This is a genomic window from Novosphingobium sp. Gsoil 351 (assembly GCF_009707465.1).
Lineage (GTDB): Bacteria > Pseudomonadota > Alphaproteobacteria > Sphingomonadales > Sphingomonadaceae > Novosphingobium.
In genome coordinates, this window is record NZ_CP046120.1 from 1,630,718 (window position 1) to 1,648,576 (window position 17,859).

A 17,859-nucleotide genomic window follows, 5' to 3' on the forward strand; every position below is an offset into this window, starting at 1 on the left:
CATGAGCAGGATCGAGTCAATCGCGCTGCGCGAACGCCCGAACCCGAGCGTCGCGCCAGCCACAAGCGCGCCCCGCACCGACTGGACCCGGCCTGAGATCGCCGCCCTCTTCGACCTGCCGTTCACCCAACTGGTGTTCCGCGCCGCCGAGGTCCATCGCGCGCATCATGCGGCGGACGAGATCCAGCTCTGCACCTTGCTCAGCATCAAGACTGGCGGCTGCCCGGAGGATTGCGGCTATTGTGCGCAGTCGGTGAAAGCCGACGCGGGGGTCGAGGCGACCAAGCTGATGGATGTCCGCAGCGTGCTGCAAGCGGCGGCGCAGGCCAAGGATCACGGGAGCCAGCGGTTCTGCATGGGCGCGGCCTGGCGCAACCCCAAGGACCGCGACATGCCCGCGCTTCTCGAGATCGTGAAGGGCGTGCGCGCGATGGGGCTGGAGACCTGCATGACGCTGGGGATGCTCAGCCCCAGGCAGGCCGATCAGCTCGCCGAGGCCGGGCTCGACTACTACAACCACAACATCGACAGCAGCCCCGAGTACTACGAACGCGCGATCACCACGCGGACGATGCAGGACCGGCTCGATACGCTGGGCGAAGTCCGCCGCGCTGGCATCGCGGTGTGTTCGGGCGGGATCGTCGGGATGGGCGAGACCCGCGAGGACCGGGTCGGGTTCATCCACACCCTGGCGACGCTGCCGCGGCATCCCGAGAGCGTCCCGGTCAACGCGCTGGTGCCGATTCGGGGCACGGTGCTGGGAGACATGCTGGCGGACACCCCGCTGGCGAAGATCGACGACATCGAGTTCGTCCGCACTGTCGCGGTGGCGCGGATCACGATGCCGCTGAGCATGGTGCGCTTGAGCGCGGGCCGCGAAAGCATGAGCGAGGCGACGCAGGCGTTGTGCTTCCTCGCCGGGGCCAACTCGATCTTCACCGGCGACAAGTTGCTCACCGCGCCCAATGCGGGCGACGACGCCGACGGAGCGATGTTCGCGCGGCTGGGGCTGACCGCGATGCACGGCGAGGAGCCGATGCGGGCATGTGCGGCGGTGGAGAACGTCACATGAGCCAAGGCGTCGGACCCGAACTGACCGCAAGGATCGCGGCCAATGTCGAAGCATTCGTGCGCGAAGTGGTCGTCCCCTTCGAGACCGACCCGCGCCGCGACCACCACGGCGCGCCGACCGACGAACTGGCCGATGAACTCAAGGAAAAGGCCCGCGCCGCGGGCGTGCTGACCCCGCACATCCTTCCCGATGGCCGCCACCTCTCGCAGCGCGAGACTGCAGTGGTTCTCGAAAAATCGGGCCTCTCGCCGCTCGGCCCCGTCGCGCTCAACACCGCCGCGCCTGACGAAGGCAACATGTTCCTCCTTGGCAAGGTCGGCAGCGAGGAGCTCAAGCAGCGCTTCCTCAAACCCATGATCGAGGGGCGCGCGCGCTCGGCGTTCTTCATGACCGAGCCGGCCGAGGATGGCGGCGCGGGGTCCGATCCGTCGATGATGCAGACCACCTGCCGTCCCGACGGCAACCACTGGGTGGTTTCGGGCCGCAAGACCTTCATCACCGGCGCGCAAGGCGCCAAGGTCGGGATCGTCATGGCCCGCGCCGAGCAGGGCGCCTGCATGTTCGTGGTGGACTTGCCCGATCCCGCGATCCGCATCGAGCATGTCCCCAACACGATCGACAACTCGATGCCCGGCGGTCACGCCACGGTCCTGATCGACGATTTGCGCGTTCCCGCCGACCAGATGCTCGGCGAGGCGGGCGAGGGCTTCAAGTACGCCCAGGTCCGGCTTGCCCCGGCCCGCCTATCGCACTGCATGCGCTGGTTCGGCGCATGCGTGCGCGCCAACGAGATCGCCATCGACTACGCCAACCGCCGCCAGGCGTTCGGGCAGTTCCTGATCGAGCACGAGGGGGTCGGCTTCATGCTTGCCGACAATCTGATCGACCTCAAACAGGCCGAACTAACGATCGACTGGTGCGCAAGCATTCTCGACAGCGGCGCGCCGGGTACGAGCGAGAGTTCGATGGCCAAGGTCGCAGTGTCGGAGGCGCTGATGCGCATCGCCGACCGCTGTGTCCAGGTCATGGGCGGCACCGGGGTCAGCGACGCGACGATCGTCGAGCAGGTCTTCCGCGAGGTTCGCGCGTTTCGCATCTACGACGGCCCGACCGAAGTCCACAAATGGTCGCTGGCCAAGAAGATCCGGCGCGATTGGGTCAAGCGCCAAGTTTGACCTGCGAGCTTCCGGTTTGGGACCCCAATTGTCGACCCCACCCTCGGCCTTGGCCGCCAAGGCCCAGCCGCGCAGCGCGTTGAGGCTGCGGGGCGTCACATGGCAGCTTCGTTCTCAGCTTTGCATCTCGTCTAGGCGGACGGATCAAGCTCACTGAGACCGAGATTCTCGTACGACGGAAGAACTCTGGAAGCAGCGACGAGCATTGTTGCATTCGAATGCAAATCAGCGTAACTCAACCGTTCGCTGACGGCCATGGAATGATCTGCGAGGGGTACGGCACTATGGCCATGGCGGGCTTCGACGCGAAATGGAAAGATCTTCCAGACTACATCATCGATATAACCCGCACCATTTGGGAAGGCCGCAACGTTGCCGCTCTGCGTGAGTGGTATGCAAAGGACATCATCGTCAGGATGCCGGGTGGCTTATCGCGCGGCAACGAGCGTGTGATTGCAGCGACCCTCGCGACGTTGGCGGAGTTTCCCGATCGCACGTTGCTGGCGGACGATGTTGTCTGGTCGGGCTCGCCGGAAGCCGGGATGTTGAGCTCGCATCGGATCTCCTGCACCGCCACCCACCTCGGCTCGGGCGTCTTCGGACCGGCCACGGGTCGTCGAGTCGGTTTTAGGGCGATCGCCGAATGCCACGTTCGGGCCGGAGTAATCGACGACGAGTGGCTGGCGCGCGATCAGGGAGCGATCTGTCGGCAGATCGGGATCGAACCCGAAGAGTTTGCGCGGGCACAGATTATCCGGGAGGGCGGACCGGAGACCGCGCCGGCGCCTTTCACGCCCGATCATGACGCCATCGGGTCGTACACCGGTACCGGCAACGACGATCCATGGGGCCAGCGCTATGCCGAGATTCTCAGCGCACTGATGGACGCTGACATTGCTGCCGTCGCCAGGAATTACGACCGCGCGTGTCGCCTGGCTTATCCGGACGGCATCGAAGCGCGATCGCATGGCCCGGCGGAAGACTTCTGGACCGGGCTGCGTGCCGCTTTCCCGTCGGCAGAGTTCAAGATCGACCATCGGATCGGCAACGACGATCCCATGTTGGGCCCGCGCGGCGCGCTGCGCTGGAGCTTGCAGGGAAAGCATGACGGTTGGGGCTTGTTCGGGCAACCGACGGGCGCGCCAGTGTACGTCATGGGATTCAGCCATGCCGATTTCGGGCCGTGGGGCCTGCGTAGCGAGACCGTCGTTCTGGATACGGTGGCGATCTGGAAGCAGATCCTGCTGCACAAGGGATGACCGCTACGGCCGCCCAACTACAGTCCGCCAAGGCTGTCGTGCACGCCTGCCACGAGGCAATGACGAGAGCCAAGCCGGAGACCGCGGCGTCGGTCTTGGCTGCACATGTATCGCCGGATTACCGTTGGCGCGGCGTTCACCCGTTTAACGAGCTGAGCGGGACTGAAGCCGTGGCTCGGACCTTCTGGTCTCCGTTGTTGGAGGCCTTCGCTCCGGTTCAGCGTCGTACCGACGTTTTCCTCGCCGGACTTAACAGGGCCCGAGAAGACGACACGGTGTGGGTACTTTCGATGGGCCATTTGCTCGGGCTGTTCGATCGGCCCTGGCTCGGCATTCCTCCCACACGCAAGATAGCGATGTTGCGCTACGCTGAGTTCAATCGGGTTGCGAACGGCCAGATCGCGGAAACCGCGCTGTTTTGCGACATCGTCCATCTGATGCTCCAAACCGGTCTTGCACCGTTGCCCCCCCAGACCGGAGCCCACCTGGTTCAGCCCGGCCCGATGACGCAAGATGCGCTACTGTACGAACCTCGGCCTGAGCACGAAGGGCAAGCGACCTATGCGCTGATCAAGCGGATGATCACCGACATCGGCAACCCCGGCAAGTACCCCCGCCGGGAGGACGAGTTGCGCCAGCACTGGGCCGAGGACATGATCTGGTGGGGTCCAGCCGGAATCGGTGCGAGCTACACAATCGAACGCTATATCGAACAGCACGCCGGGCCCTTCCGCGCGCACCTTCATGACCGCGTCTTTCACGGTCACGTCGCCTTCGTAACCGAGGGCAATTATGGCGGTTTCTTTGGCTGGCCGAATCTGACCATGCGCAATATCGGCGGCTACCTTGGATTGCCCACCTCGGCCGAGCGGGGTGAGATGCGCGTCGTCGACGTCTATCGGCGCGACGGAGACAAGCTTGCAGAAAACTGGATATTCATCGACATCTTGCACTTCCTGAAGTGCCAAGGCCTGGATGTTCTGGAACGGATCGCCACTGTTCCGCGGACCTGACGCCGCTAGGCGTCACGAGATTTTCGCGCCGCTCTCTCCCGCAGCTTCTTGCAGCAGCCATCTTCGAAACTTGCGGAACGCCGCTTTCTCAAGTTTTTCGGTGGGATAGACGAGATAGTATGCCCCCTCGCTCTCCTTTAGCCGAACTCCAGGGATCTCGACCAAGCGACCGTCCGCCAACTCATCACCAATAAGGTATCGGGGGATGATCGCCGCTCCGGCACCGGCCGCGGTCGCTTGCGCCAGCATCGAAAAGTGCTCGAACGTCGCCGTAGGTTTTCGAGATAAAACTGCAGCGCCCGTGGCGAGGTCGCACTTGTCCCATGCGTCCAGCCGGTTGCTCATGGCCAGCAACGGAACTCGCGCCATCAGGTCCTCGGGGGTTCCTCACGGCCCGACAACCACGATCCCGCCATCACCGCGACAGCCACCTCGGCGAACAGCAGATCGCAACGCGCGCGCCCCCAATCGGGTCGCCCGAAGTGGATGGCCGCGTCGTACGGTTCCGCAGCGAAGTCGAACTCGTCGTTTCGTGCAAAGAGGTTCACGACGAGCTCCGGCGCTTCGCGAGTAAGGTGGGCGAGGCGCGGTGCCAGCCACCGCATGCCGAAACTCGGCAGTGTGGCCAACGAGATCACCCCTGAATCGAGTACCGATCGATAGCGCGCGGTGGCCTGCGCGATAGCGGCGAGCGGACCGGCGATCGCCGCCGCGTAAGCTGACCCGCGCGTCGTCAATTCGAGACGCGGCCCATGCCGGGCAAAGAGCTGGACGGCAAGTAGCGCTTCAAGTTTTGCGATCTGGCGGCTTACCGCGCTTTGGGTCAGGTTAAGTGCGGCAGCAGCTTGGGTAAAGCTGCCGGTTCGGGCGGCTTCATGAAAGCAGCGCAGTGCACCCATCCCGGGCAGCAAGCGGGAATCACTCATGGTTCATTCCCTTCCGGAATGATGACATGCGCACAAGTCGTTTTGTTGTTGGGACTGTTCCTGAGCAAGGGAAATGGCTTGCGCGGGAGGCCATCAATGACTCATGCTCTGATGAACGTCTACAACAGGGCGGCGCCGGTCTTCGTGCGCGGAGAGGGGCCTTGGCTCTTTAGCGAGAGCGGCGATGCCTATCTCGATTGCGTCTCAGGGATAGCCACAAACGCGCTCGGGCATGCTCATCCCCGCCTGCGCGCCGCGTTGGACAAGCAAGCCGGCAAATTGTGGCATATTTCCAACATGTTCCGCGTGCCCGGTCAGGAACGCCTCGCGGAGAAGCTCACCAGCAGCTGTTTCGCCGACCAAGTGTTTTTCACCAATTCCGGCGCCGAGGCCGTGGAATGCGCCCTCAAACTTGCTCGGCGCTATCATTACGTCCGCGGCCGTCCAGAACGGACTTGGGTCTATTCCCTCTCCGGCGCCTTTCACGGCCGCACTTACGCGACGATTAACGCGGCCGGTAACCCTTCGTATCTCGAAGGTTTTGGCGAGCGCCTTCCGGGATACTCCGCGCTGCCCATCGATGACCAAGCGGCGCTTGCAAAGGCGCTCGCCCGGCCGGAGACCGCTGCTATCATAGTCGAGCCGGTGCAGGGCGAGGGTGGAGCTCGCGAACTACCTCGCGCACTGCTCCGCTGGCTACGCCGGGAGTGTTCGCGCCGCGACGTATTGCTCATCTATGATGAGGTCCAGAGCGGTATGGGCAGAACCGGGCGCCTGTTCGCTCACCAATGGCATCACGGATGTGAACCGGATGTGATGGCGATCGCCAAGGCGCTTGGAGGCGGCTTTCCCGTCGGCGCATGCCTGGCTTCCGAAGCGGCCTCCGTGGGGATGGTTCCAGGCACCCATGGTTCAACCTTCGGCGGCAACCCCCTGGCGATGGCGGTCGCTGAGGCAGCATTCGATATCATCGCCGAGGCGGCCTTTCTCCAGACTTCCCGCACCATCGCCGAATTTCTTCGTGACGGGCTCTCCGTGCTGGCCCAGGCTCATCCGAATATCGTCAAGGAAATTCGCGGCAAGGGTATGCTCATCGGGGTTGCCCTACACCCGAACAATCGAGCTTTTATCGCGTCGGCTCGCCAGCAGCGGTTGTTGTTGGCTGGCGGTGGCGACAACATCGTTCGCTTGCTTCCGCCGCTCAACTTGACGACCGCCGAAGCACGGGAGGCGCTCGATCGCTTCGAGAGGACTTGTGCCGCGATGACGCTGGCGGAGGCCTCGTGATCCTCCGTTCGTTCGATCCGGCGCTCGGAGAGGAACTCTGGCAGGGCGACGTGGCGCCGGCAGAAGCCTGTGCAGCTGCTGTCGCCCGGGCTCGACAGGCGCTACCCCTGTGGAGTCGCAGGCCGTTGGCCGAACGCGTCGACATCCTCGAGGGTTACGCGGCGAAGCTGAAGGGGCAGGACGAGGCGATGGCGCTGCGCATCGCCCGCGAGGCAGGCAAGCCCCTATGGGAAGCTCGAACCGAAGTAGCGGCGATGATCGGCAAGGTGGCGCTATCGGTCGCAGCGCTGCACGAGCGGGCCGGAGAGCGCGAAGCCGCGACCGACTTCGGCGTTGCAACACTTCGCCACAGACCGCATGGAGTCATGGCGGTCCTCGGCCCGTTCAACTTTCCCGGTCACCTGCCCAACGGTCATATCGTTCCGGCGCTGCTTGCCGGCAACTGCGTCGTATTCAAGCCGTCTGAGCAGACCCCGTGGGTCGGGCAGGCGATGGTCGAAATGTTGTGGGAGGCGGGAGTTCCTGGGGATGTCGTGCAGATCGTGCATGGCGGAAGGGAGACTGGCGGCGCCTTGGTCGCGTGCGACGTCGATGGCGTTCTCTTTACAGGTTCGGCCCGGGCGGGGCGCTTTCTGCGCCGCACCTTGATAGACCGCCCGGAAGTCATCCTCGCGCTCGAGCTTGGCGGCAACAATCCGCTGGTTGCCTGGGACGGCGATCCTGCACTGGCAGCCGAGGTCGTCGTTCAATCCGCCTTCATCACCGCGGGACAGCGCTGCACCTGCGCCCGGCGACTGATTGTGCCCCAAGGCGGCTACGGAGACCAAATGGTTGCGGCGCTCAGCGAGCGCATTGCGGCCTTGCGGATCGGGGCCTGGAACGATTTCGATCAGCCCTTCATGGGGCCGGTGATTTCAAGCCAGGCGGCACGGGCAGCTCACGACGCTCAGACCGCGCTGGTCGCAGCGGGATCGCGCTCGCTGGTGCCGCTTGAGGCCGTCCCAAACCGATCCGAGGCTTTCGTGAGCCCAGGTTTGATCGACAGCACCGGGGTAGACGCTGCCGACGAGGAAATCTTCGCACCCCTTCTTCAGGTGATCCGCGCGCCGGACTTTCCCCAGGCGATCGAACTCGCGAACCGAACTCGCTTCGGTCTCGCCGCTGGGCTGATCAGTGACGATCCCGGTTTGTGGGATCAATTTCGCCGGTCGATACGAGCGGGCGTTGTCAATCGCAATCGGCCGACCACAGGCGCCTCTGGCGCGATGCCCTTTGGCGGGCTCGGCGAGTCCGGCAACCACCGCCCGAGCGGGTTCTACGCTGCCGATTATTGCGCGCATCCGGTAGCTGGCCTGGAGGCGGCCAAAGTACATTCCATCCCAACCTTGCCGGGTTCCGGCTCTGCGCCGGTTAGACCCGGGCAGAGCGCCCCTCAATGAGAGTTCCGGTGAAGCTACGGATTTCGGGCGGAAGCTCTGGGTTTTCCACTCGTTCGAGCAGCATGGTCACCGCGGCTTCCGTCATCCTGCGAACCGGTTGCCGGATGGTAGTCAAACGGTAACTGGGCCAGTCAGCCGGGCCCACGCCATCAAAGCCAACGATCGAAATGTCCTCGGGAACCCTGAGTCCGAATTCGTCCCGCGCCGCATCCATTGCGCCTATCGCCATGAGATCGTTGGCGCACACGATCGCATCGGGCCGGCCCGGCGCTTTGAGCGCCTGACGCAGCCCCGCCGCGCCGCTTTCGTGATCGAAATTGCCCTGGAGAATGAGTGGCTCAAGTCCATGGTGCGCCAGGCGGGTTACCGCGCCTTCGACGCGCTGATTACCCACATAGCTGTCCGGAGGGCCGCCGATTATGACGAACCGCCGGTGCCCCGCTTCTACCAAACGGTCGATCAGAAGCCGCTCGCCGCCGATCGAGTCGCAGAATACGCTCGGCACGGTCCCCCCCTTCCGCAAAGCGGTTGTAGAGCACGACCGGTACGCGATGGCGCTCGAACTGCGCCAGATGAGCCGGAGACAAATGCGCTGCGGCGATCGCCCCGTCGACACGATAGCGCCATAGCTGCGTCAGGACCGCTCCGACGTCACTCTCGTGCTGGAGTGCAAAGAGGAGGACCCGAATTCCTTCGACGTCGAGGCGGTGAGAAAGCTCAGCAAGTACTTGGGGGTAATAGAGGTTCGTCAAATTGGAGATCAGGAGCGCCACGAGGTTCGAGCGGCGCGTGATCAAGCTCGAGGCGAAGGCGTTCGGTTCGTAGCCCAGCTTGGCCGCAGCCTTGAGGATGGCTTTGCGCTTTTCGTCCGAAATGCTGTTACCGGGGCGAAAGCAGCGCGATACCGCCGACTGCGACACCCCTGCGAGGCGGGCGACATCGTATGAGGTTGGGCGCCTGGTGCGATCCGGCACAGTGGAACTGTCAGAGCTCATGCGATCAGCTTAGGACAGCGATTTCATGTGAAGGCAAGTGACCACGCGCACGTAAGGGTGGCTAGGTGTCATCCGTCAATCAGGAAAAAGCGGGGACTCACTCAGCGGTCCATCCGCCATCGACGATGAGGCTGGTTCCGGTGACCATGGCGCTGGCATTGGCGGCGAGATACACCACGGCGCCCATGAGGTCTTCGACCTTGCCGATCCGGCCCAGCTTGATCTTGTCCAGCACCGAAGAGCGGAATGCCGCGTCTTCGAAGAAGGGCTTGGTCATCGGGGTTTCGATGAACGTCGGGGCGATCGTGTTGGAGCGGATGCCATGCGCCGCCAGATCGAGCGCGAGAGCCTTGCTCATGCCCTCGAGCGCCCACTTCGAGGCGCAGTAGAGCGAACGATTTGGGCCGCCGACATGCCCCATCTGGCTGCCGATGTGGATCAGCGAACCGCCGCTGCGCTCGGCCAGCATCCGCCGCGCGCAAGCCTGGGTGACGAAGAACGTGCTCTTGAGGTTGAGATCGAGCACCGCGTCGTAGTCGGCCTCGCTGACGTCGGTCATCGGCTTGGGCCGATTGGTCCCGGCGTTGTTGACGAGCACGTGGAAGGCGGGCCGCTCAGCGAAGAAATCGGCGACCGCGGCGAGGTTAGAGACATCCAGCGCCGCCGCCCGGGCGTTTCCGCCGGCCTTGCGGATCGCCGCCGCCCCGGCTTCGATCTCGTCGCCCGAGCGCGCCACGAGTGTCACTTCGGCCCCCGCCTCGGCCAGCGCCGCGGCCAGCGCCAGGCCGATCCCCCGCCCCGCCCCGGTGACGAGCGCCCGGCGCCCGTCGAGCCGGAACGATGGCGTGACTGGCAGCGCAGTCATCAGTCCGCCGTCGCCAGCAGCGGCTCGGCTTTGCCTGCATAAGCCACCTCGCGATGGCCATAGCGCCGCACGCGGATGTTGGCCTGCTCGCCGTGGCCGGCGAATCCTTCGAGCGCGCACAGGCGGCTGCAGTATTCCCCGATCATCGCCGACGCCTCGTCGGTCAGGACGCGCTGGTAGGTGCAGGTCTTGATGAACTTGCCGACCCACAAGCCCCCGGTATAGCGCGCCGCCTTCTTCGTCGGCAGCGTGTGGTTGGTGCCGATCACCTTGTCGCCGAAGCTGACGTTGGTTCGCGGCCCCAGGAACAGCGCGCCGTAGTTGGTCATGTGGTTCAGGAACCAGTCGGGATCGCGGGTCATCACCTGGACGTGCTCGGAGGCGAGCGCGTCGGCGATGCGGACCATCTCGGCGTCGTCTTCGGCGACGATGACCTCGCCGAAGCTTTCCCAGGCGCGACGCGCGATGTCGGCGGTGGGCAGGATCGTCAGCAGTCGCTCGACTTCGCGCATCGTCTCCTCCGCCAGCTTGCGGCTGGTGGTGAGCAGGACCGCCGGGCTGTCGGGACCGTGTTCGGCCTGGCCAAGCAGGTCGGTCGCGGCCAGCTCGCCGTCGCAGCCGATCTCGTCGGCGATGACCAGCGTCTCGGTCGGACCGGCGAACAGGTCGATGCCCACCCGGCCGAACAGCTGGCGCTTGGCCTCGGCGACGAAGGCGTTGCCCGGACCGACCAGCATGTCGACCGGAGCGATGCTCTCGGTCCCCAGCGCCATCGCCCCGATCGCCTGGATACCGCCGAGCGCATAGATCTCGTCGGCCCCGGCCATGACCTGCGCCGCGACGATCGCGGGTGCGGGCTTGCCGCCGAACGGCGGCGCGCAGGTGATCACCCGCGGCACGCCGGCGACCTTGGCGGTGATCACGCTCATGTGCGCCGAAGCGAGCAAGGGATACTTGCCGCCGGGCACGTAGCAGCCCGCCGCGCTCACCGGGATGTGCTTGTGGCCCAGCACCACGCCCGGCAGCGTCTCGACTTCGACGTCGGTCATGCTCGCGCGCTGGATCTTCGCGAAATTACGCACCTGCGCCTGCGCGAACTCGATATCCTTCAAGTCCTGACCCGAAAGCTGGTCGAGGCAGTCCTGCTTCTCTCGGCTCGTCAGCGCGTAGCTCTCGCGGTCCCAGCCGTCGAACTTCACCGACAGTTCGCGCACCGACGCATCGCCACGCCGCTCGATGTCCGCCAGCGTCGCCTCGACAATATCGCGAACCTTGCGGTCCGCGTCCGCCTTCGCCTCCGCCGTCGCACCGCGCTTGAGATAGTCAGCCATAGTACGAAACCTCCACCAGTTTGGCGAACCCCATTGACTGCGAATGCACAAAATTGCAAGGTCATTGCGATAGGTGGCGGACGGGACAAATCACAGTGGCTTCAAATTCGGGACCGAATGGTCGAATCCCTGCGGCTCTGGAGGCGCGTGTCGTCCGCTACCGCGACCTCATTCCTTGCCGAAACGCATTCATCGATACCCGCACGCCAGGCTCCGACGCCAAGGAGAATTTCACGATTATCGGGCCTGGCGTTTCGGAAAATCCCGAGCAGCACGTCCACATCACCGAACCTCACGGCTTCAACATTGGCGGCGCACGCCAGCCGCCCCGGTGTGTGAACTCGCAGCACAGTCACGACACCGCCGAGGTATTCGTAGTCCACTCTGGACGTTGGCGCTTTACCTTCGGCGAGCACGGCGAGGACGCCCAAGTCGACGCGGAGCCTGGTGATATCGTTTCATTTCCAATTCACACCTTTCGCGGATTCGAAAACATCGGCGAGGAGACAGGTTTTCTTTGGTCCGTGCTCGGAGGCGACGACCCAGGGCGGGTGCTGTGGGCTCCAGAGGTGTTCAGGATGGCCGAACGCTACGGGCTAATACTTCTGGAAAACGGGGCACTAGTCGACACGACCCTGGGGCAAACCCCCCGCCCGGCGTAAAGCCAATGCCAGTCACCAGCCCTGCGGCTATTGCCGGTCTGCGGCGGATGCGGCCCTCCGACGAAAATGAAATCATTTCTCGCGCCTCGACTGCCCCACGTCTGGGCGAACAATGCGCGATCGGCCCGGGAGGCACGCTTCCAGCCGCCCGGGGGTTCACCGTCAGCCGCATCGGGCTGCGGCTCGCGGAGAGCACGCCTGCGCTAGAGCAGCAGAGCCCCGAGGTCGTGTTCGTGCAGAGCGGGTATGCCGAAGTTCGCACACCAGAGGGGAACGTCAGCCTTGCTGCTGGGGACACAATGACCGTGCCAATCGGCCTACTGCGCGCCTACGCCGCGAGCGCGAGCGACGCGCAGCTTATCGTCGTCCGTGGCGAGCCATCCTAGAGCCCGGCAGCCGCGCGCGCAGCCCTCGCCCCCGCGCGCATGAAGGCGTGGTCGGAGCCCTGGAGGAACAGACGCGCGCCCTTCTCGCTCCATACGGCCACATCGGGGTCTCGCGGAACGAACATGCCCACGGGCAGGCTGGCCGCGAGGCCGGCGGCGAGTATGCGTTCGACCGCCTCGATCACCCGCGGGGCATTCGGGTCGGTCTCGCCAAGCGCGATGGTCAAGTCGATCCGTCCAATGAAAAGCGCGTCTAGGCCTGCCACCGCTGCAATCTCTTCGACAGCCTCGACCGCTTCGACGTCTTCGATCTGTGCTAACACGACCGTGCGCTCTTTACTTGCCGCAAGGTGGGCGGGAATGGTGACCGAACCATAGCCAGCTGCACGCGACGAGCCCGCATAGCCACGTCCCCCCCGCCCGTATTGCGCAGCGCAGACCAGGGCGCGGGCCTCATCCGCCGTGCGGACATGGGGAACGAGAACCCCATCAGCACCGCAATCGAGGGCATTGAGAATATGCTCGGATGCCGCTGTTGGGGTGCGGACGATCACTGGCATTCCTGCGGCGCGGGCTGCGAAAATACAGGTATCGATTGCCGCCCGGTCGAAGGGGGCGTGCTCGGCATCGAGGCACAGCACATCCAGTCCGGCGCTAGCAAGGACCTCGACGAGGATCGGCGAAGGGGTCTTGAGGAACGAGCCCCACAGCGTATCGCCGCTCGCCAGGCGCTGTTTCAAGCCCACGACGCCACCCGCTTGCTGGCGATCGCAGCGCCTTCGGCCAGGCTCGCTAGCTTCGCCCAGACGATTTCGGGATCGACCGCGCCGAAACCCGCGAAGGTTGAAAAGCCGCAATCGGTTCCGGCGATCACCCGTTCGGCTCCGACCAGATTGACGAAGCGCTCGACCCGCTCGGCCACGACTTTGGGATGTTCGATGAAGTTGGTGGTGGAATCGATCACGCCGGGAATGAGCACCTTGTCGCCGGGCAACCGCGCGAGGTTCTCGGCGAACGCTGCCCAGTCGTGCTGGTGCCTTGGATTGGCGGTCTCGAACAGCAACCCGGCCGGCTTCGCCCGCAGCAACGTGGGAAGAATGACCTCCATTTCGACGTCGCAGTGGTGGGGGCCTTCGTAGTTGCCCCAGCAGACATGCATACGGCAGCATTCGGCCGGGATGTTGCGCAGGGCATGGTTGAGCACTTCGACATGCCGGCCGATGGCGACGAGATAATCCGCGTCTGAGCGGTCCTTGAACATCATGTGGCGGCCAAGGCCGAGATCGGGACTGTCAAGCTGGAGGATAAGCCCGGCGGCTACGATGGCCTCGTATTCGGGCCGCATCGCCTCGGCTAGCGCCTCGAGATAGGCATCATCGTTCGGGTAGAAGTCGTTGGGTTGGAACAGTGCGATGACGCCAGGCGAGGCGGCGTTCATGAACCCGACCGGATCACCGTGAGCCTCCCGGGCCGCAGCGAAGCGGCGCATGTCATCGTGCAGCGGTTCGAGTGTAACCGGGCGCACCTCGCCGACACACCGCGGCCGGCGATAACTCGGTGTGCCGCCACCTTTGGCCTGACGCTCGAGAAAGGTCGGAAATGCCTCGAGATCGGCAGGCGCGCGCCTCGGGCTGTCACCCGCAAAACCGCTGATCCGATCCTTGATATATGTCGCGTAGCTGATCTTGCTCATCTCGCCATCGGAGACGATGGCGATGCCAGCCGCGACCTGGCGCTGCACCGCTTCCTCCACTGCGGCAGCAGCCACCTTATCGAACCGCTCTTGGTCGACAACGTCGCCGCGCTCGGCGGCGAATAGCAGCTCGGTGAGCTCCCTTCCCCGCGGCAGCGAGCCGACGTGCGTGGTCAGGATGCGGTCGGGCATAGGGTCTCCTCGGCAAGCCAACCGAGCAGAGCGTCGGCGAGCGGTTGCGGGCGTTCGAGCGGCACCAGATGCCCGGCTCCTGCGATCTCCAGGCAACGGGCTCGCGGGCCGATCGCTGCGGCCCAGGCGCGGTGCCAGTCAGGCGGACACAGACGATCTTCGCTGCCGCAGGCGAGCAAGACCGGCATCTGCAGTTGGGAGAGCGACGAGCGTAGGTCGTCGCGCTGGCGCAGGGCTTCGCTCTGCGAGACAAATGCTTCCGCGCCGAGCTCTTCCGCCATCTCCATGACCAGGTCGAGCAAGGCACCATCGCGCTGGTTGGCGGCGGCGAGGTAGTTCGGCTTGAGCTCTTCGGCGACGATGCGCGCAAGCTCGCCCGCCTTGACCGCGGCCTGCTGGCGCGGCCGCACCGCGGCACGCACGGGCAAGTCGGCGGCGGCGTTGAAGGCGATCAAGCCGAGCGCTGCAATGCGCCTAGGGGCGCGACGCGCCATCTCTGCGGCGACGATTGCGCCCATTGAAAAACCAACCGCAATTAGAGGGCCCTGGGCTGCGGCTAGCGGCCCCTGGGCTGCGGCTAGAACCGCATCCGCCATCTCGCCGATGCTCGGTTGGTCCAGACGAGGGGCCATTTGCACCCGATGCCCGTCCTCCTCCAATAGACGGGCAACGGGCTGCCAGAGGCGAGCATCGCACATGTTTCCCGGAATGAGCAGCAGGGGCGGCGAGACGGTCATAGGCGGGGTGTCCACGCACCCGATGGCGGCAAGTCGATGACGATCGCAGGCTCCTGGCCAGGCGCCACGCCGATTGCCGCATAACCGCGCAGCAAGCGCCGCGGCGCATCGTCGCTCAGGACGTAGACTGCCACGAGGGCGGCGGCCGCGGTGCCGTTGCCGAACGCGCGAGTCACAAAGCCGCGCACCCGCAGCGCACCGTCTCGCGCCAAGGTCTGAAGCGCAGCGGATGCGGCGCTGCGCAGCGCGGCGGCGCTCTCCGTCACTAGCTCGGGGTGGTCCTCCGCCCGGAACGCAACCTCCCCGCGATCCTGACGCAGATCGGGATCGAACGCCACCGATACGGCGCGTTCGAGTTTGCCGGGATGTCCGGCGCCGAGCCGCCATAGCCGCCCGATACGGCCGTCGTAAAGGTCGGCGAAGAGCGCAGCATCGGTGCCGATCCACGCCGCACCGCTGGCTGTTTCTACATGGAACGCGATGCCTTGGCAGTCGAAACGCTGGCGGGCGAATTGGGCGAGGATGGCCTCCTCGCCAAGAAATTCGACCCCCTGCCATTCGCAGCGTGCGTTGCCGAGCAATCCGTCCTGCTCGGGCCTGCGCCCGTCGGCCAGCGCAGCAAAATGCTCAGAGACCGTCATGCGCCCAAGCCGCCGGCGATTTGGCGCAGCACTGCCACCTCGTCGAAAACGGTGACGTCCTCGACTATGCAGCCATCGCGGAGGCGGTAATGCGAGGCGGCGAGCAGGTAGAGCTCGCGCCCGCTCGGCTCGCCCCACACCCCGGTGCCGCGGTGCCACCCGGTCAGCGACCACCGCAGCGCCACCGCGATATCGCCGCGCGGCAGGGGCCGAGCCGCGACATGCTCACACCGCCAGGCGCGATCGTGGAGCACCGCTGCGATCTGCGTCAGACAGCCGATCCAGTAGCCGCGGCCGAATCCGTGCCGATTGGACGGCCAGCGCACCTCGGCCGCCGGCGACAGCTGCTGCGCGGCTTCTCCGTAAAGGTCCTCGACGAAGGCACGGCAGAGCATTCGCGCGCAAGCAAATGCGGGGTGGCCGGGGTCGATGTCAACATTGCCCATCGAGCGTGTTTCCGCGATTGCCGCCTTGCGCCAGTCATGGCGGGTCTGATCGCCTTCGCGATCAAGCGCAGCGACGGCGGCGGCAACTTCGCTCGGTTCTGCTCCCACCTGCCAAAGCGCGCGCGAGTTGTCCCTGACCAGCCATTCCTCGACAATGCGGTTGGCCACGACTTTGCAGTCGGCGATCGTAGTCGCGCCGGTCCCGCGCATGGTGGCCGCACCGACCAGCGGCTCATCTCCGAAGTGGGTCGATCGACTGGAAATGCGATGCGAGCTGTAGAAAACCCCGGGCGCGTCTTCGGACCAGATCACGTCCTCGGCCAGGACCACTCGATCAGCGTAGCTTGTGACAGCCGCGACCGTGTTCTGGGTAACGGTCTCGATCCCCGTCGTCGGACCCGCCAGCGTGTGCATCACGCACTCTGCGCCATAATGGGTGCGGCACAAGCCGGCGTTCTTCTCTTCCCAAATCCGATGGGTGCAGCGGACGATGTAATCGACGATATCGCGATACACTGGGTCGAACCCATCCAGTGCCTGCCGCCGCGGCCCTTCGGCCATCTGCTCAGACATCGGTCGGCCGACCGGTGACAGCACTTCCAGATCTTGGTCCCAAGCCATCAACGATAAGCCTGCGCCAGCACGCCAATCTCGTCGAATAGCATCCATTCCTCCACGATCCTGCCCTCAGCAAGCCGCAGATGGGACATGCCCATCATGAATACGGGCTGCCCGGCCGGACACTCCCCGAGGACGCCCCCGGGAGCGCTACGCCCTTCGAGAACCCAACGAACAGCGACGATGACCCCATCGGCTTCCTCGCTCCAACTCACGTGCTCGACGCGCATCATGCCATCGGGGATCGCGGCAAGGACGTGCAGGATTAGCGCCTGGTAGTTGCGCAGGCCTTGCGCGGTGCGGCCGCCGCCCGCGTGGGCCACCACATCCTCGGCATAGGCGCGTGGAAGCCAATCAAGCCGGCGCAAGTTCCACACATCGTGGAACAGCGCCCGCGCCCACCCGTCGACCGTGCACTCGTCGAGGTCGAGGCGTCCGCGCGGCGCCTGGCCGTCAAGCCGCGTCGGCGGTGAGACGACGAAAGTCTCCGCCGTTCCATTCTCCGCTACGGTGCGGGCGATGGCATGCGGATCGTAGCCGAGCTGGCGCACTGCGGCGCCGTTGTCGCGGACCAGCCATTCGGTGTGGATACGGTTCTCGCGGCTTATGCAGTCGGCGGCAAAGCGGATCGAAGTGCGGCGCCCGGTTCCCGGACCCCACGGCGTGCGACCTACATTGGTCGATCGGCTGTGACCGAGGTGGGAGGTATAGAATCCCTCTTTCTCGTCTCCACTCCAAGCGACGGCGAGATGGTGGATTTCGCCATCGGGATAGGCGTTGAGGGTGGCGACGGTCGAGGCGACGACCTCCTCGACCGAACGAACGATCCCGTACGAAGAATAGATCGTGCAACTCGCGTCGTACGTATCGTAAATATAGCCGACGGCGCGCTCCATCCAGATTTCGTCTGTAATCCGGACGATATAATCGACAATGTCGCTGAACCGGTCTTCGTATCCACATAGCGGCTGTGAGCGTTCGCGCTGCACCTCGCGCAGGACGCGCGCGTCTTGCTGGCGCAATAGGGTCACCGGGGCACGCTCGGGCAGGAGAAAGGGCAGCGCATCGCTCATTGCCGCTGACTCCATAGGGGGCGAGCGAGATCGAGTCGCCGGTCTGGAT

20 protein-coding genes are annotated in these 17,859 nt (G+C 65.0%); 8 read left to right on the forward strand and 12 right to left on the reverse strand.

The features are described from left to right. Nucleotide 1 precedes the first annotated feature (1 nt). The 4 genes from bioB to GKE62_RS07850 all read left to right on the forward strand — a co-directional run bounded on the left by bioB (nucleotide 2) and on the right by GKE62_RS07850 (nucleotide 4,519). A complete protein-coding gene (bioB, locus tag GKE62_RS07835) occupies nucleotides 2-1,072 on the forward strand; it encodes a biotin synthase BioB (RefSeq protein ID WP_154691765.1) in 1,071 nt (356 codons plus the stop codon). After that, nucleotides 1,069-2,247 carry an acyl-CoA dehydrogenase family protein gene (locus tag GKE62_RS07840; protein WP_154691766.1) on the forward strand — a complete coding sequence of 393 codons (1,179 nt, stop codon included), beginning with the start codon at nucleotides 1,069-1,071 and terminating at the stop codon, nucleotides 2,245-2,247. Before bioB ends, GKE62_RS07840 begins: the two co-directional genes overlap by 4 nt. 284 nt (nucleotides 2,248-2,531) lie before the next feature. Then, nucleotides 2,532-3,506: an ester cyclase gene (locus tag GKE62_RS07845; RefSeq protein ID WP_230206998.1), complete on the forward strand. Its 975-nt coding sequence runs from the start codon at nucleotides 2,532-2,534 to the stop codon at nucleotides 3,504-3,506. Further along, a complete protein-coding gene (locus GKE62_RS07850) occupies nucleotides 3,503-4,519 on the forward strand; it encodes a nuclear transport factor 2 family protein (protein ID WP_154691768.1) in 1,017 nt (338 codons plus the stop codon). The genes GKE62_RS07845 and GKE62_RS07850 overlap by 4 nt, the downstream gene beginning before the upstream one ends. A 12-nt stretch (nucleotides 4,520-4,531) precedes the next feature. Here GKE62_RS07850 and GKE62_RS19400 read toward each other — a convergent pair whose 3' ends face one another. Then, nucleotides 4,532-4,864 (reverse strand): LysR substrate-binding domain-containing protein, encoded by a 333-nt coding sequence (locus tag GKE62_RS19400; RefSeq protein ID WP_255453591.1) that lies wholly within the window; start codon nucleotides 4,862-4,864, stop codon nucleotides 4,532-4,534. Nucleotides 4,865-4,887: 23 nt separating this feature from the next. Further along, a complete protein-coding gene (locus tag GKE62_RS19405) occupies nucleotides 4,888-5,445 on the reverse strand; it encodes a LysR family transcriptional regulator (RefSeq protein WP_255453592.1) in 558 nt (185 codons plus the stop codon). 96 nt (nucleotides 5,446-5,541) lie between these two features. On the opposite strand from GKE62_RS19405, the gene GKE62_RS07860 reads away from it, so the two are divergent. Together GKE62_RS07860 and astD are read left to right on the forward strand one after the other, a co-directional pair. Then, complete coding sequence (locus GKE62_RS07860; protein ID WP_154691769.1) at nucleotides 5,542-6,732, forward strand: aspartate aminotransferase family protein; 1,191 nt, start codon at nucleotides 5,542-5,544, stop codon at nucleotides 6,730-6,732. After that, nucleotides 6,729-8,171, forward strand: a complete 1,443-nt coding sequence (gene astD / locus GKE62_RS07865; RefSeq protein ID WP_154691770.1) for a succinylglutamate-semialdehyde dehydrogenase — start codon at nucleotides 6,729-6,731, stop codon at nucleotides 8,169-8,171. The genes GKE62_RS07860 and astD overlap by 4 nt, the downstream gene beginning before the upstream one ends. Here the strand turns inward: astD and GKE62_RS07870 are convergent. The 4 genes from GKE62_RS07870 to hisD form a co-directional block, all read right to left on the reverse strand. Next, nucleotides 8,143-8,676, reverse strand: coding sequence for a substrate-binding domain-containing protein (locus GKE62_RS07870; RefSeq protein ID WP_230206999.1), 534 nt, complete (start codon nucleotides 8,674-8,676; stop codon nucleotides 8,143-8,145). The two genes, astD and GKE62_RS07870, sit on opposite strands and share 29 nt — an antisense overlap. Beyond that, nucleotides 8,558-9,166 carry a LacI family DNA-binding transcriptional regulator gene (locus GKE62_RS07875; protein WP_154691772.1) on the reverse strand — a complete coding sequence of 203 codons (609 nt, stop codon included), beginning with the start codon at nucleotides 9,164-9,166 and terminating at the stop codon, nucleotides 8,558-8,560. Before GKE62_RS07875 ends, GKE62_RS07870 begins: the two co-directional genes overlap by 119 nt. Before the next feature lie 97 nt (nucleotides 9,167-9,263). Next, on the reverse strand, nucleotides 9,264-10,031 hold the full coding sequence (locus GKE62_RS07880; protein WP_154691773.1) for an SDR family NAD(P)-dependent oxidoreductase: 768 nt from the start codon (nucleotides 10,029-10,031) through the stop codon (nucleotides 9,264-9,266). Beyond that, complete coding sequence (gene hisD, locus GKE62_RS07885; RefSeq protein ID WP_154691774.1) at nucleotides 10,031-11,362, reverse strand: histidinol dehydrogenase; 1,332 nt, start codon at nucleotides 11,360-11,362, stop codon at nucleotides 10,031-10,033. The genes GKE62_RS07880 and hisD overlap by 1 nt, the downstream gene beginning before the upstream one ends. A 95-nt stretch (nucleotides 11,363-11,457) precedes the next feature. Here hisD and GKE62_RS18465 point away from each other — a divergent pair, with 95 nt between their 5' ends. Then, on the forward strand, nucleotides 11,458-12,024 hold the full coding sequence (locus tag GKE62_RS18465; RefSeq protein ID WP_230207000.1) for a cupin domain-containing protein: 567 nt from the start codon (nucleotides 11,458-11,460) through the stop codon (nucleotides 12,022-12,024). Nucleotides 12,025-12,071: 47 nt separating this feature from the next. After that, complete coding sequence (locus GKE62_RS18470) at nucleotides 12,072-12,410, forward strand: hypothetical protein (protein ID WP_230207001.1); 339 nt, start codon at nucleotides 12,072-12,074, stop codon at nucleotides 12,408-12,410. On the opposite strand, the gene GKE62_RS07895 is transcribed toward GKE62_RS18470, so the two are convergent. Genes GKE62_RS07895 through GKE62_RS18915 form a run of 6 tightly spaced genes read right to left on the reverse strand, consistent with a single transcriptional unit; the run spans nucleotide 12,407 to nucleotide 17,810 of the window. Further along, complete coding sequence (locus tag GKE62_RS07895; RefSeq protein ID WP_230207002.1) at nucleotides 12,407-13,156, reverse strand: HpcH/HpaI aldolase/citrate lyase family protein; 750 nt, start codon at nucleotides 13,154-13,156, stop codon at nucleotides 12,407-12,409. The two genes, GKE62_RS18470 and GKE62_RS07895, sit on opposite strands and share 4 nt — an antisense overlap. Beyond that, on the reverse strand, nucleotides 13,147-14,295 hold the full coding sequence (locus tag GKE62_RS07900) for a cobalamin-independent methionine synthase II family protein (RefSeq protein WP_154691775.1): 1,149 nt from the start codon (nucleotides 14,293-14,295) through the stop codon (nucleotides 13,147-13,149). Before GKE62_RS07900 ends, GKE62_RS07895 begins: the two co-directional genes overlap by 10 nt. Further along, the gene (locus GKE62_RS18475) at nucleotides 14,277-15,032 is read right to left on the reverse strand and encodes an alpha/beta fold hydrolase (RefSeq protein WP_255453609.1); all 756 of its coding nucleotides are present in this window, start codon (nucleotides 15,030-15,032) and stop codon (nucleotides 14,277-14,279) included. Before GKE62_RS18475 ends, GKE62_RS07900 begins: the two co-directional genes overlap by 19 nt. Then, nucleotides 15,029-15,673 carry a hypothetical protein gene (locus GKE62_RS18480; RefSeq protein WP_195908663.1) on the reverse strand — a complete coding sequence of 215 codons (645 nt, stop codon included), beginning with the start codon at nucleotides 15,671-15,673 and terminating at the stop codon, nucleotides 15,029-15,031. Before GKE62_RS18480 ends, GKE62_RS18475 begins: the two co-directional genes overlap by 4 nt. Further along, nucleotides 15,670-16,740, reverse strand: coding sequence for an ester cyclase (locus GKE62_RS07910; protein ID WP_195908664.1), 1,071 nt, complete (start codon nucleotides 16,738-16,740; stop codon nucleotides 15,670-15,672). Before GKE62_RS07910 ends, GKE62_RS18480 begins: the two co-directional genes overlap by 4 nt. Continuing rightward, nucleotides 16,740-17,810: an ester cyclase gene (locus GKE62_RS18915; RefSeq protein WP_230207003.1), complete on the reverse strand. Its 1,071-nt coding sequence runs from the start codon at nucleotides 17,808-17,810 to the stop codon at nucleotides 16,740-16,742. The genes GKE62_RS07910 and GKE62_RS18915 overlap by 1 nt, the downstream gene beginning before the upstream one ends. Nucleotides 17,811-17,859 lie beyond the last annotated feature (49 nt).

What these genes read in the sequence shown, in the direction of transcription:
- GKE62_RS07900 (WP_154691775.1), bottom strand. Translation starts at nt 14,295, where the DNA reads ATGCCCGACCGCATCCTGACCACGCACGTCGGCTCGCTGCCGCGGGGA.
- GKE62_RS07880 (WP_154691773.1), bottom strand. Translation starts at nt 10,031, where the DNA reads ATGACTGCGCTGCCAGTCACGCCATCGTTCCGGCTCGACGGGCGCCGG.
- GKE62_RS18480 (WP_195908663.1), bottom strand. Translation starts at nt 15,673, where the DNA reads ATGACGGTCTCTGAGCATTTTGCTGCGCTGGCCGACGGGCGCAGGCCC.
- GKE62_RS07860 (WP_154691769.1), top strand. Translation starts at nt 5,542, where the DNA reads ATGACTCATGCTCTGATGAACGTCTACAACAGGGCGGCGCCGGTCTTC.
- GKE62_RS07875 (WP_154691772.1), bottom strand. Translation starts at nt 9,166, where the DNA reads ATGAGCTCTGACAGTTCCACTGTGCCGGATCGCACCAGGCGCCCAACC.
- GKE62_RS07845 (WP_230206998.1), top strand. Translation starts at nt 2,532, where the DNA reads ATGGCCATGGCGGGCTTCGACGCGAAATGGAAAGATCTTCCAGACTAC.
- GKE62_RS18470 (WP_230207001.1), top strand. Translation starts at nt 12,072, where the DNA reads ATGCGGCCCTCCGACGAAAATGAAATCATTTCTCGCGCCTCGACTGCC.
- bioB (WP_154691765.1), top strand. Translation starts at nt 2, where the DNA reads ATGAGCAGGATCGAGTCAATCGCGCTGCGCGAACGCCCGAACCCGAGC.
- hisD (WP_154691774.1), bottom strand. Translation starts at nt 11,362, where the DNA reads ATGGCTGACTATCTCAAGCGCGGTGCGACGGCGGAGGCGAAGGCGGAC.
- GKE62_RS18915 (WP_230207003.1), bottom strand. Translation starts at nt 17,810, where the DNA reads ATGAGCGATGCGCTGCCCTTTCTCCTGCCCGAGCGTGCCCCGGTGACC.
- GKE62_RS18475 (WP_255453609.1), bottom strand. Translation starts at nt 15,032, where the DNA reads ATGACCGTCTCGCCGCCCCTGCTGCTCATTCCGGGAAACATGTGCGAT.
- GKE62_RS19405 (WP_255453592.1), bottom strand. Translation starts at nt 5,445, where the DNA reads ATGAGTGATTCCCGCTTGCTGCCCGGGATGGGTGCACTGCGCTGCTTT.
- GKE62_RS07850 (WP_154691768.1), top strand. Translation starts at nt 3,503, where the DNA reads ATGACCGCTACGGCCGCCCAACTACAGTCCGCCAAGGCTGTCGTGCAC.
- GKE62_RS07840 (WP_154691766.1), top strand. Translation starts at nt 1,069, where the DNA reads ATGAGCCAAGGCGTCGGACCCGAACTGACCGCAAGGATCGCGGCCAAT.
- GKE62_RS19400 (WP_255453591.1), bottom strand. Translation starts at nt 4,864, where the DNA reads ATGAGCAACCGGCTGGACGCATGGGACAAGTGCGACCTCGCCACGGGC.
- GKE62_RS07910 (WP_195908664.1), bottom strand. Translation starts at nt 16,740, where the DNA reads ATGGCTTGGGACCAAGATCTGGAAGTGCTGTCACCGGTCGGCCGACCG.